The organism is Stenotrophomonas sp. NRRL B-14846, assembly GCF_050473585.1.
Taxonomy (GTDB): domain Bacteria; phylum Pseudomonadota; class Gammaproteobacteria; order Xanthomonadales; family Xanthomonadaceae; genus Stenotrophomonas.
Map to the genome: position 1 here is coordinate 3,438,028 of NZ_JBFLUN010000022.1, position 12,325 is coordinate 3,450,352.

Sequence of the window (12,325 nt, forward strand, 5' to 3'; positions counted from 1 at the left end):
GGTCAAGGAGGTTCCATGTCCGGTCACAACCAGTTCGCCCTGCTGCGCCAGCGCCGTTTCCTGCCGTTCTTCGTGGTCCAGGCGCTCGGTGCGTTCAACGACAACGTGTACCGGCAGGCGATCATCAGCATGTTGCTGTTCATGGCCGTGCCGGAGGAAGAACTGGGGCTGTATGCCACGTTGGCACCGGCCATCTTCATCCTGCCGTACTTCCTGTTCTCGGCGCTGGCCGGGCAGATCGCCGACAAGCTGGAAAAATCGCGGCTGATCGTGATCACCACCACCATGGAGATCGTGATCATGTCGCTGGCGGCCACCGGCTTCCTCACCCAGAGCCTGCCGGTGCTGCTGGTCGCACTGTTCTGTACCGGCATGCAGTCAACCCTGTTCGGGCCGGTGAAGTATTCGGTGCTGCCGTCGGTGCTCAGGCCCGAAGAGCTGACCGGTGGCAATGGCCTGGTCGAGATGGGCACCTCGATGTCGATCCTCTCCGGCATGATCGTCGGCGGCCTGGTGTTCACCGTGGCCGGCAGCCACGGCACGGTGGTGGCGGCGTGCGCGATCATCGCCCTGGCGATCTGCGGCAACATCGCCGCCCGCCTGATTCCCAAGGTCGATGCCGGCGACCCGAACCTGAAGATCAACTGGAACCCGTTGCCGGAATCGCTGGCGGTACTGCGCATGGCGCGCCAGCAGAAAGCCGTACGCAACTCGATCCTGGGCGTGTCCTGGTTCTGGTTCGTTGGCACCGTGCTGACCTCGCAGTTGCCGGCCTACGCGGTGACCAACCTCGGCGGTGAGCCGACCCTGTACATCTTCGCGCTGGCCCTGTTCTCGGTCGGCACCGGCGTCGGCTCGCTGCTGTGCGAGAAGCTGTCGGCCCGTACGGTGGAAATCGGCCTGGTACCGCTGGGCGCGTTCGGCATGACCGCATTCCTGCTCGACCTGTACTTTGCCCGCAGCGGCGAAGCGACGGTCCATGGGCTGACCATAGGACCCTTCCTGCAGCAGCCCGGCAGCATCCGCATCGTCATCGACCTGATCGGCATCGGCCTGTTCACCGGCATCTTCGTGGTGCCACTGTTCGCGCTGATCCAGAGCCGCACCCCGAAGGCGCAGATGTCGCGCGTGTTCGCCGCACTGAACATCCAGAACTCGGGCTTCATCGTCGCTGCGGCGCTGCTGTCGCTGGCCGCCCACAAGCTGCTGCACTGGACCATCCCGCAGCAGTTCCTGGCGCTGGCCATCGCCAACGCACTGGTGGCGATCTACATCTTCACCATCGTCCCCGAATTCCTGATGCGCTTCCTCAGCTGGCTGATGGTGCGCACCCTGTACCGGCTGCGCCCGCATGGCATCGAGGCCAACGTGCCGGACGAAGGCGCCGCGTTGCTGGTCTGCAACCACGTCAGCTACATGGACGCGCTGATCCTGTCGGCGACCATCCCGCGCCCGGTGCGCTTCGTCATGTACTACAAGATCTTCAACATCCCGGTGATGCGCTGGATCTTCCGGACCGCCAAGGCGATCCCGATTGCCGGGGCGCGCGAAGACCCAGCGCTGATGCAGCGCGCGTTCGATGAGATCGACGCCGCGCTGGCCGAAGGCGAACTGGTCTGCATCTTCCCCGAGGGCGCCCTGACCCGCGACGGGCAGATGGCGCCGTTCAAGTCCGGCGTCGAGAAGATCCTCGAGCGGCGGCCGGTGCCGGTGGTGCCGGTGGTGCCGATGGCGCTGCGCGGCATGTGGTCGAGCATGTGGAGCCGCCGCGACAGCCGCCTCGGCCGCATGCGCGTACCGCGCCGGTTCCGCGCCACGGTCGAGGTCGTGGCGGCACCGGCCGTGGATGGCCACACCACCAGCGCCCCGGTGCTGGAGGCCCAGGTGCGGGCCCTGCGTGGTGATCACGCCTGACAGAACCGGCCCGTCCGGCGGGCCGGGTGACCTCTCCACATACGCCAGCGTCCAGTGGCGAACACGGCATGCCGTGGCTGTAAACGCATACATGCAACGCGGGTTGAGGTAGATTACGCACCCACAGGGGGGAGGTTCGGCCGTTTCAACATGGCCGGCCACCAAGGAATGGAGTCTCGCTTTGAATCAACCGCCACCGCTCAGCCGTCCGGTCTACATCCCCAACCATCTGGTCTGGGCGATCCTGACGACGCTGTTCTGCTGCCTGCCGTTGGGCGTGGTGTCGATCGTCTATGCCTCCCAGGTCGATGGCCGCCGCGCGGCCGGCGACCTGCCGGGGGCCTACAGCGCGTCGCGCAAGGCGGGCTGGTGGGCGGTGGCTTCGGCCGTGGCCCTGCCGGTCCTGTTGCTGTTGTGGTTCGGGCTGTTCGGCGGCTTGGCCGTACTGGGCGCTCTTTCCGACCAATGATTCACCACCACCACCCATCAAGGAGCTTGAACCCATGAACACCGCCACTCCGCAGGTCCCGAACAATCTGGTCTGGGCCATCCTGAGCACCCTGTTCTGCTGCCTGCCGGCCGGCATCGTGTCGATCGTCTACGCCGCCCAGGTCAACGGCAAGCTGGCCGCTGGCGACATCGCCGGTGCCCAGGACTCCGCCGCCAAGGCCAAGAAGTGGGCCATCTGGTCGGCCATCGCCGCCGTCGTGGTCGGCGTGCTGTACGGCATCCTGATCGTCGCTGTCGGCGGCATGGGTGCAATGAACAACAGCGGCTACTGATCCGCGTGGACGGATCCGGCGCCCGCGCCGGATCCGTTGCTGCAATGTCCGCACTTCCCGCCCGCTCCCGACTCGCCCGCTGGGCACCGCTGCTGGCCGCCACCGGACTGGCCGCCGGTGCCGCGGTGGTGCTGCGCAACGTCAATCCGTATGTCGCCGGCAATCCCTTGCCGAGCTGCCCGCTGTACGCGCTGACCGGCCTGTACTGCCCGGGCTGTGGCAGCACCCGCTGCCTGTATTCGCTGGTCCATTTCGACCTGCCCGGCGCGATGGCAATGAACCCGCTGCTGGTCATCAGCCTGCCCTTCCTGCTGCTGATGCTGCTGAACGTCGCCGGCATCCGTCCGCGCGTGCTCGACCCGCTGATGCGGGTACTGGCCAATCCCACGTTCTGGCTCTGGGTGCTGCCCGGGTATGCGCTGCTGCGCAACCTGCCGTGGGCACCGTTCACCGCACTGGCACCGATCTAGGTTTCCAGCCAACGGCGCAGCCCCTCGTGGTGGGCGGCGTTTGAAAGCAGAAGCCCTGGGGTTGGCCGGGCGGGATGGGTTTGCGGGGGACGCCGTGAATCCGTCCGTGGAGGCTTGGCCGCGGCATCCATGCCGCGGACACCCCCGCAAACCCATCCCGCCCGGCCACGGACAGTTTCCGTGTGCGTCCACCACGGAAAAGAAAGAGAAGATCAAAAGCGGAAGCGGATCGCTTCGCTCTGCATCCACGCATGGCGTGGATCTACGGTGTCGACCAAGGTCGACACCTACCGGCAATCGCAGTTCACCCACCGTCACCGGGAAACTGTCGGGGTGGGGCGGTGTGGGGCTGCAGGACCGTTGGCGCCATGGATGGCGCCATCGAGCCCCCAAGGACGGGTTTACGGCGTGTCCTGCAGCCCCACACCGCCCCGCCCAACCATCAGCAATCCAGAGCTGCCGTTGCCGTTGCCGTTGCTTCTGCAGGTGCAGGGCTGCAAGCCCTGCAATACAACTACGTCACCCAGCCTGCAATCACCAGCAGGGCCAGGATCGCCAGCCACAGCAGCAGCATCCGCCACACCAGGCTCATCGCATCACGCAGGTCCGGCAGCCGCTGCCACACCGGCAGCAACCCGGCCTCGGTGTAATCGTGCGCATCCTCGCGCAGCTCGGCGTTGACACTGGCCCGCGCCACCGCGCCGAGGAAACCGATGCCGCCCGCCAGGCGTTCGCCATGGGCCTGGCGCCAAGCCTTCCACGCCGTATCGAAATTGCCCACCAGCGCCATCGAGAATGCCATCAGCTGCGCCACCGGCCACTCGATCCAGCCCAGCAGGCGCTGCGCCAGCGCCAGCGGCTCCACCGGCACGCGTGCGCGCATCGGGCTCTCCGCCATCAGCGCCAGCAGCCGGTAACCCAGCGCACCGGCCGGGCCCAGCAGCAGGAACCAGAACAGCACCGCGAACCAGCGACGCAGCGCGTTGAGCACGGTCGCCTCGACCAGCGACGGCACGTCCTCGCGCAGGCTGCCACCGGCGGCCTGCAGGTTGCGCACGGCGGCCTGCCGCGTCGCGGCGTCGTCCGCATCGATGATCGCTTCGATATCACGATCCAGGTCGCGCGGCCCCCAGCACCAGGCCAGCACCGCCACGCCCAGCAGCAGCGACGGCAGGCCGAACAGCACTCCGCGCAGCAGCCACGCCAACACCCCCATCAGCAGCAACGGCGGCAACAGCGCCAGCGCCACGCCTGCCGCGCCCTGCCAGGCCTTGCCGCCATGCGCGTCCAGCCAGCCCAGCCATCGCCGGAAGCCGTCGAAACGGCGCAGCGAGGCGGCAGCGGCCGGGGCAACATGGCCCAGGGCCAGTGCCACCAGCACGGCGGCCAGAGTGGTGAACATGGCAGGTCTCCCTACGAAACAGAACGCTCGGCGCCGCTACCTTACCTGTCGCAGCGGCGCCCTCCGCGATGACCCGCACTGTAACCCGGGCCGTGTTCAGGTGGCGGCAATACAGGCGCCGCAGCCGGCCGGCCTCAGCCCTTGTGCTGGCGGTACCAGTGTTCGATCAGGCCCCGCGAAATCGAGATCGGCGGCGACAGGCGGATGCCCTGGCCATCGTCCTCGACATCACGTGCCAACGCAGCGCCCACCTCTTCGGCACTGAACCAGCGCGCATCCTCCAGCTCGCCATCCACGGTCGGCAGGTCATCCTGCGCCTGTGCACGGAAGCCGACCATCAGCGCGCCGGGGAACGGCCACGGCTGCGAACCGAGGTACTGGCAGGCGGTCACCCGCACTTTGCTCTCCTCATGGACTTCGCGCACCACGGTCTGCTCGAAGGTCTCGCCCGGTTCGACGAAGCCGGCCAGCACCGAGTAGCGACGCGGTGCCCAGTTCGACTGCCGGCCCAGCAGCAACCGGCCCTGGTTCTCCACGGCCACGATCACGGCGGGATCGACACGCGGATAGTGCTCGGTGGCGCATTGCCCGCAGCGGCCGACGAAGCCACCACGAGCAAACGCCACGGCGCCGCCGCACACGCCGCAGAAGCGGGTGCGCGAATGCCAGTACGACATGCCGCGGGCATAGCTGAAAGCGGTCGCATCGGCCATCGACCACAGCAGTGCGGCCTGGCGCAGATCAAGCCGGCGTGGTGCGCTGATGGTGACGTTGGCGGCTTCAACCGAGAACCACGCCTGCTCCCCGCGCAGGCCGAGGAAGATCGCGGCACCGGGACCACCGCCAATGTCGGCACCTGTCAGCGTCAGTGGCTGATCGTCATCGCCGGTGAAGGCGCTGCCGTCATGATCGAGCACGAGAATGCGCGCACCCGGCCACAGGCGCGCCAGTGCATCGGCATCTTCGCGCAGGGCATCGGCGCGCTCCAGCGGTTCGCCAACGAAGGCGAAACCGGAAAGCGGCGAAGGAGTATTGGGCATCCGGCAAGCGTGCCGCCAATCGATGCGGGTGGCAAGGTCGGCGCTGTGCGCAGTTTGCCCGTGTGCTCCACGGGCGAGGTTGCGGGCACCACGCATCCACGCATGGCGTGGATCTACTACATGCTGAAGCTGCTGCCGCAGCCGCAGGTGGTCTTCGCGTTCGGGTTGCGGATCACGAACTGGGCACCGGTCAGGCTCTCGGTGTAGTCCACCTCGGCGCCCATCAGGTACTGCAGGCTCAGCGGGTCGACCAGCAGGGTCACCCCGCTGGTCTGTACCGCCAGGTCGTCCTCGGCACGGTTCTCGTCGAACTCGAACCCGTACTGGAAGCCCGAACAGCCGCCTCCCTCGATGTACACACGCAGGGCCAGGTCGGGGTTGCCCTCTTCCTGGATCAGGGATTTGACCTTGGCGGCCGCCGACTCGGTGAAGTTCAGCGGGCGCTCCAGCGACTGGTAATCGGGCGCGGCAACCGGGGTGGCGCCGGGCAGGGAGACTAGCGTGCTCATGGTGTCAGCATGGGGGTGCCGACGATGGCTTTCAAGCCATCGCCTCGGCCAGCTTGCGGCGTGCAGCGGTGTCGCCCTTGCCATCATTGGCGTCGTCGCCTTCCGGCGCTGGCAGGGCCGCCATCGGCGCGCTGGCATGGATCAGGCGGCCGTTCAGCTGGGCACCCGCATTCATCTCCACCACCTGGTAGTGGACGTTGCCATTGACCCGTGCGCTCGGGGTCAGCTCGACCTTCTCGGTGGCGTGCACGTCGCCGTCCAGGCGGCCACTGATGACCACCACCTGGGCGCGGATCTCACCCTCGATCACGCCATGCTCGGCGACCGTCAGGGTCGCGCCACTGGCGCCTTCGGCGGCAATCACCTTGCCGTGGATGCGGCCTTCCACATACAGGCCCCCACTGAATTCCACATCACCGCGGATCACCACCTGGTTGCCGATCAGGGCATCCACCACCAGCTGGCCTTCACGGTTGGATTTGCTGCTTCCGAACATCTGCCTACTCCCCTTTGCTGGCCGGCGCGCCGGCCTGTTTCCAGTCGAATACCTGGGTGGTACCCCCCGTACCACTCCCCAATGTCACCCGCACGCGTTGCGGGGTGAAGTCAGCCGGCAGCATCACGCTGCCGGTGATCTGCTGGAAGTACCGGAACGAATAATCCTGTCCCGGTACCTTGCTGCGCTGGTGCAGATCATCCCAGCTGATCGTGGCCAGCTTGCCGTTCTTCACGCCTTCCACGGTGAAGCGCATCTGCCCCTGGCTGATGGCACCACGGTTGAGGTTCTGGGTCAGCACGGCGGTGTACTGCCAGGTGCCGGCCGCTTCCGGGCTGAACTCGATCGAGTGGGTGTTCAGGCCCTTGCGCTGGCTGGTCGAACCGACCAGGCGCTCATAGAAGGCGACGTCGGCGCGCAGGCCGGCGATTTCCTCATCGCGCTCGGCCAGCGAGGATTGCACCTCGGTGTTGGCGGCGCGGCTGATGCGGTCGGAGGCTTCCAGCGTGGCCTGCTTCTGGCGCAGTTCGGTCAGCTGCGCCTGCAGCGTCCCGGCACGCTTCTCGGCGGCCTGCAGGCGCTGGCCCTGGGCATCGCGCGGCGTGGCCATCCAGCAGCCGCCGAGCACCGCCAGCACCAGGCTGAGCAGCCAGATGCCGCCGATCACCAGCAGGCGGCGGCGGTCGGCAGGCGGTTGCGGCGCGCCGGGCAGGCGGACCTGCACGCGCATGGGAGGACGGTTGGTCATGGGTGGTTTCCGGGGTATCGCGAGGGCGACACCGGTACGGCCCCTGTGGCAAACGACGGGCTAGTGTATGACAGGACGGGTGGGTTTCCTGCGCAGTGGCCGGCCACGGTCTGTGGCGTTCAGGCACGCCATCGTCGATAGTGTGGCCCCCTGCACAGTTCCGTCGCCGGAGCACCGCCATGACCGAAGCCCACCTGTTCGTGATCGGCATCCTGCTGGCCTGGCTGGCCGGCATCCGCGTCTACCTCACCGTGTTCGGCGTCGGCCTGGCCGGCCTGCTCGGCTGGGTCGACCTGCCGCCCGCCCTGCAGGCCACTGAATCGTGGTGGGTGCTGGGCACATCGGCGGCGCTGGCCGTTGCCGAGTTCTTCGCCGACAAGATCCCCGGCGTGGACTCGGTCTGGGACCTGGTGCAGACCCTCGCACGCGTACCCGCCGGCGCATTCCTCGCGGCGGCCACGCTGTCGCCGGATGGCCAGCTGGGCACCGGTGCGCTCGCCGCCGGTGCCGGCGTCGCCCTGGCCAGCCATGGCCTGAAGGCCGGTACCCGCGCCCTGCTCAACACCTCGCCGGAACCGGCCAGCAACTGGGTCGCCTCCGCCGCCGAAGACACCGTAGTGATCGGCGGACTGGCGCTGGCCCTGGCGCATCCGTGGATCGCGCTGGTGGTGGTGCTGGCCTGCAGCCTGGCCGGCGCACTGCTGGTGTGGCTGGTCTGGCGCGCACTCTGGAAGGGCGTGCGCTGGCTGGCGCGCGGTGCATCGGCACCGCCGCCGGGGCACACCGGTACCGGTTGAGCACCGGGCTTGTCGCATAATGGACGCGAACACCAGGAGCACCGATGGCCGCAAACGAATCCCCCGCGGGCGCCCGCCCGGGACGCGCTGAAACCCCTCCGGCCGATCATTGGCAACGCTGGACCGCCGAGGCAGCAGCCCCCGTCGCGGCTGCACCGATGGTTGCGATGCCATCGCCGGTCGCGGCCGCTGCGCCTGCGCCGATCAACAGCGCACCGCCGCCGCTGCCCGGCCCGATCGCACTGGCCGAAGCCGGCAACAACGATCTGGCCCCACCGCCATCGGACTCGCCCTACCGCGTGCTGATCGTTGAAGACGATCGCGCGCAGGCGCTGTTCGCGCAGAGCGTGCTGCACGGCGCCGGCATGCAGGCAATCGTGCACAGCGATGCCGATGCCGCGCTGCAGGCGATCAAGGAGCATCGCCCCGACCTGATCCTGATGGACCTGCACCTGCCCGGGCTGGACGGCATGCGCCTGACCGCGCTGATCCGCCAGCAGCCTGGTCTGCAGCTGCTGCCGATCGTGTTCCTCAGCGGCGATCCGGATCCGGAACGGCAGTTCGAGGTGCTCGACAGCGGCGCCGACGACTACCTGAGCAAGCCGATCCGGCCCCGCCACCTGATCGCAGCGGTGGCCAACCGCATCCGCCGCGCACGTGCCCAGGCCGCGACCCTGCCGGGCGCTACCGGCGCACCGGCCACCAGCAATCCGGAAACCGGCCTGCCGACGCGCCACCACGTGCTGCAGCAGCTCAACACCGCACTCGCCCACCGCGATCAGGGCGGCGTGTTCTTCATCGAAGTGGCCAGTGCGCTGGGCCTGCGCGAACGCTATGGCTACGCCGCATTTGAACGGCTGATGGTGCAGGCCGGGCAGCGCCTGGCCGAAGCCGGCCATCCGCACCTGCTGGCTCGCCTGAACGACAACAGCTTCCTGCTGCTGGCCCGCAACGCCGACGAGGACGCCCTCGAAGGCATCGCCGCCACCCTGCGCGAGCAGCTGTCGGCACGCGCCTTCGTGATCCGCGACGACGAATCCGTGCACCTGCGCGGCGTAGTCGGCTATGCGCCGCTGTCGCCGGGTTTCGAGGATGCCAACAGTGCGCTGGAGGCGGTTGAGCGCACCACCCTGCAGGCACGCCTGCTCAGCGCCGGCGTGGCGGGCCACGTGCATCGCCAGGCGGTCACCGAACAGGAACACCTGGCGCTGCTGGAAGGCCAGCTGGAACTGGCCTACCAGCCGATCGTCGCCGTGGCAGGTGGCAACACCGCGCAATACCAGCTGCTGCTGCGCCTGCGCCAGGCCGATGGCACGGTGCTGGCGGCCGGCCAGGTGATCCCGGCCGCGGAAGCCGCCGGACGCATTGCCGACCTCGACCAGCAGGTGATGGACCACGCACTGGGCCTGCTGGATCTGTACCGGCACGCGACGCAGCCGCTGAACCTGTTCGTCTCGCAGTCGCTGCGTACCTTGCAGCGCGATGCCTTCGCCGACTGGCTGCTGGAATCACTGCAGCAGCGTGACCTGCCCGGCAGTGCGCTGGTGATCGACGTGCGCCTGCCCGACGCACTGATCCACACCGTGCCGCTGCAGCAGTTCTGCCAGCGCATGGCCAGTGCCGGGGTGCGCTTCTGCCTGAGCCAGTTCGAACCCAGCGGCGAGGCCGATGCACTGCTGACCCAGCTGCCGCTGTCGTTCGTGCGCATGGCTGCGCGCTTCTCCAGCAGCCATTCCAATCCGGCCACGCGCGAGGAGCTGCGCAAGGCGATCGAACAGGCCCATGCCGCCGGGCTGCAGATCATCGGCCAGCAGATCGAGGATCCGCAGGCTGCAGCCGCGATGTGGGTCGGCGGCGTCGACTACATCCAGGGCAACATGGTGCAATCGGCCGGCAGCGACCTGAACTTCGACTTCCACAACGCGGTGCTCTGACGTGCCGCTGGGGGGCGTGCTGCTGGTTGCCCTTGCCGCGGCCGCTATCGCGCTGATCGCGCTGATCGTGTTGGGCCTGCGCCTGCGCGCGCGCAACCATGCACTGGCCCAGCTGCAGCGCACGCACACTGCGCTGGCCGCCGAACGCGACCAGCTTCGCCGTACCACTGAACGCCAGGGCCAGCTGGAACAGCAACTGCTGCAGGCCAAGCAGGCCGCCGAGGCGGCCGTGCTGGCCAAGGGCGAGTTTCTGGCCACGATGAGCCACGAGATCCGCACCCCGCTCAACGGCATCCTGCCGATGCTGGAGCTGATCGCGCGCGGACCGCTGGGCGAAGACCAGCGGCAGATGCTGGCCACCGCTTCGGCCAGCTCGCAGCAGCTGCTGCGCATCGTCGACGACATCCTCGACTACTCCCGGCTGGAAGCGCAGGCACTTGAGCTGGAGATCACCAGCTTCAACCTGCGCGACCTGCTCGACGGCGTGGTGCAGCTGATGCAGCGGGCCGCCGACGCCAAGGGCCTGGCCCTGGGCCTGCAACTGGATCCATCGGTGCGCCTGCCGGTGCGCGGCGACCCGGTGCGCCTGCGCCAGGTGCTGAGCAACCTGCTGGCCAACGCCATCAAGTTCACCGCCCGCGGCCAGGTGCAGCTGCGCGTGCTGCGCCTGGGCGAAGGTGCCGCGCAGCACCAGCTGCGCTTCGAGATCATCGATACCGGCATCGGCATCGACGACGCGCTGCAGGCACGCCTGTTCCAGTCCTTCAGCCAGGCCGACGCATCCACCACCCGCCTCTATGGCGGCACCGGCCTGGGCCTGGCCATCTGCAAGCGCATCATCGACCTGATGCACGGGCACATCGGCGTGCAGTCCACGCCGGGCCAGGGCGCGACCTTCTGGTTCGAGATCCCGCTGCTGAAGGTCCCTGGCGACCTGCCGGCGATGGCGCGCGCGCCGGCACCACTGCTGCTGTTCAGTGCCGACGCAACGCTGCAGGCACGTATCGAGCGCATCGCCGCCCACCATGGGCTGCAGGTGCAGGTGCTGGCGCAGCTGGATGCCGTGGTCGAGCGCCTGCGCGCTCCCGCGCGGCCCGGGCAACCGGCACCGGCATGGTTGCTGGTCGATGCCCGCGCACGCCGCAACGGTGAAGCCACGCTGCAGCTGGCGCTGAATGATCGCGGTGACGACGATGCACTGCAGGTGCTCTGGCTGCAGGAGGGCGCACTTCCGCAACGCCCGCGCCAGCGCCAGCTGCCCCCGCACTTCGACGATGCGGCCCTGCATGCACTGCTGGCTGCACCGGTTGCCCCCGCCCGCCCCGCTGCGCTGCTGGCCAGCGCGGACAACGAGCAACCGGCTGCCACGCTGCCGCCGTTGCATCTGCGTGTGCTGCTGGTGGAGGACAATACGGTCAACCGGATGGTGGCCGAACAGCTGCTGCGCGTGTTCCAGTGCGAAGTGCGCAACGCCGCCGATGGCGAGCAGGCACTGGCCGCGCTCCGCGAAGGCGACGTGGACATCGTGCTGATGGATTGCCAGATGCCGGTGCTGGACGGCTATGCCGCCACGCGTCGCTGGCGCGCCGAAGAAGCAGAGAACGGGCGCGCGCGGCTGCCGATCATCGCAATGACCGCCAACGCCATGGCCGGTGACCGCGAGCGCTGCCTGCAGGCGGGCATGGACGATTACCTGTCCAAGCCGATCGCGCGCGCCACGTTGCATGCGCTGTTGCAGCGTTGGGTGCAGCGATCGCGCGATGTCGCAGCATCGCGCTTGCTCGATGGCGACACACCCGTGGCCCGTCGGGTCCTGCCAGCCGAGCATGGCTCGGCTCTACCAGGCGATGACAGCCGGGTCGGCGCGATGCCGAAACCGGTGCTCGACCGCGACGTGCTGGATGAACTGCACGCCGTGATCGGCGACGCTGCCACCCAGATCGTCATGGTCTTTCTTGAAGATGCGCCGGTGATGGTGCAGCAGTTGCAGCTGGCCGCGCAGAACGGCGATGAGCCACGCTTGCAGGCCACTGCGCACAGCCTGAAGTCATCGAGTGCGAACGTGGGTGCGTTGTCGCTGTCGGCGATCGCGCAGCGGATCGAGCATGAAGCCCGCAGCGGCAGCCTGCAGCGCCCCGCCGTGGCAGTGGCGCTGCTGGTTGCGGAATTCGCCCGCGCGCGCGTGGCGCTGACGGGCTACCTGGCACAGCATCGCGCCGGCCAGGGCGGCTGA

The 12,325-nt window shown here is 68.3% G+C and carries 12 protein-coding genes; 7 read left to right on the forward strand and 5 right to left on the reverse strand.

Translation table 11 applies throughout. The features are described from left to right. Positions 1-15: 15 nt before the first annotated feature. The 4 genes from AB1281_RS18020 to AB1281_RS18035 all read left to right on the forward strand — a co-directional run bounded on the left by AB1281_RS18020 (position 16) and on the right by AB1281_RS18035 (position 3,166). Positions 16-1,914 (forward strand): MFS transporter, encoded by a 1,899-nt coding sequence (locus AB1281_RS18020; protein ID WP_430346576.1) that lies wholly within the window; start codon positions 16-18, stop codon positions 1,912-1,914. A gap of 181 nt (positions 1,915-2,095) precedes the next feature. Next, the gene (locus AB1281_RS18025; protein ID WP_005419784.1) at positions 2,096-2,383 is read left to right on the forward strand and encodes a CD225/dispanin family protein; all 288 of its coding nucleotides are present in this window, start codon (positions 2,096-2,098) and stop codon (positions 2,381-2,383) included. A gap of 34 nt (positions 2,384-2,417) precedes the next feature. Beyond that, on the forward strand, positions 2,418-2,696 hold the full coding sequence (locus AB1281_RS18030) for a CD225/dispanin family protein (protein WP_014648653.1): 279 nt from the start codon (positions 2,418-2,420) through the stop codon (positions 2,694-2,696). 44 nt (positions 2,697-2,740) lie between these two features. Then, a complete protein-coding gene (locus AB1281_RS18035; RefSeq protein ID WP_430346577.1) occupies positions 2,741-3,166 on the forward strand; it encodes a DUF2752 domain-containing protein in 426 nt (141 codons plus the stop codon). 514 nt (positions 3,167-3,680) lie between these two features. Here the strand turns inward: AB1281_RS18035 and ampE are convergent. The 5 genes from ampE to AB1281_RS18060 all read right to left on the reverse strand — a co-directional run bounded on the left by ampE (position 3,681) and on the right by AB1281_RS18060 (position 7,361). After that, positions 3,681-4,568 carry a regulatory signaling modulator protein AmpE gene (ampE, locus tag AB1281_RS18040; RefSeq protein WP_430346578.1) on the reverse strand — a complete coding sequence of 296 codons (888 nt, stop codon included), beginning with the start codon at positions 4,566-4,568 and terminating at the stop codon, positions 3,681-3,683. Between the two features lie 134 nt (positions 4,569-4,702). Then, entirely contained in the window at positions 4,703-5,608 is a 906-nt protein-coding gene (nudC, locus tag AB1281_RS18045) for an NAD(+) diphosphatase (RefSeq protein WP_430346579.1), read from the reverse strand. Positions 5,609-5,724: 116 nt separating this feature from the next. Next, positions 5,725-6,117 carry an iron-sulfur cluster insertion protein ErpA gene (gene erpA / locus AB1281_RS18050; protein WP_005419789.1) on the reverse strand — a complete coding sequence of 131 codons (393 nt, stop codon included), beginning with the start codon at positions 6,115-6,117 and terminating at the stop codon, positions 5,725-5,727. A 31-nt stretch (positions 6,118-6,148) separates the two neighbouring features. Further along, on the reverse strand, positions 6,149-6,613 hold the full coding sequence (locus AB1281_RS18055) for a bactofilin family protein (RefSeq protein ID WP_014038728.1): 465 nt from the start codon (positions 6,611-6,613) through the stop codon (positions 6,149-6,151). A gap of 4 nt (positions 6,614-6,617) precedes the next feature. Next, positions 6,618-7,361, reverse strand: coding sequence for a DUF6776 family protein (locus tag AB1281_RS18060; protein WP_430346580.1), 744 nt, complete (start codon positions 7,359-7,361; stop codon positions 6,618-6,620). Positions 7,362-7,540: 179 nt separating this feature from the next. On the opposite strand from AB1281_RS18060, the gene AB1281_RS18065 reads away from it, so the two are divergent. Genes AB1281_RS18065 through AB1281_RS18075 form a run of 3 tightly spaced genes read left to right on the forward strand, consistent with a single transcriptional unit; the run spans position 7,541 to position 12,325 of the window. Further along, positions 7,541-8,158 carry a DUF4126 domain-containing protein gene (locus tag AB1281_RS18065; RefSeq protein ID WP_430346581.1) on the forward strand — a complete coding sequence of 206 codons (618 nt, stop codon included), beginning with the start codon at positions 7,541-7,543 and terminating at the stop codon, positions 8,156-8,158. Positions 8,159-8,202: 44 nt separating this feature from the next. After that, a complete protein-coding gene (locus AB1281_RS18070; RefSeq protein WP_430346582.1) occupies positions 8,203-10,092 on the forward strand; it encodes an EAL domain-containing protein in 1,890 nt (629 codons plus the stop codon). 1 nt (position 10,093) lies between these two features. Next, positions 10,094-12,325 (forward strand): ATP-binding protein, encoded by a 2,232-nt coding sequence (locus AB1281_RS18075; protein ID WP_430346583.1) that lies wholly within the window; start codon positions 10,094-10,096, stop codon positions 12,323-12,325.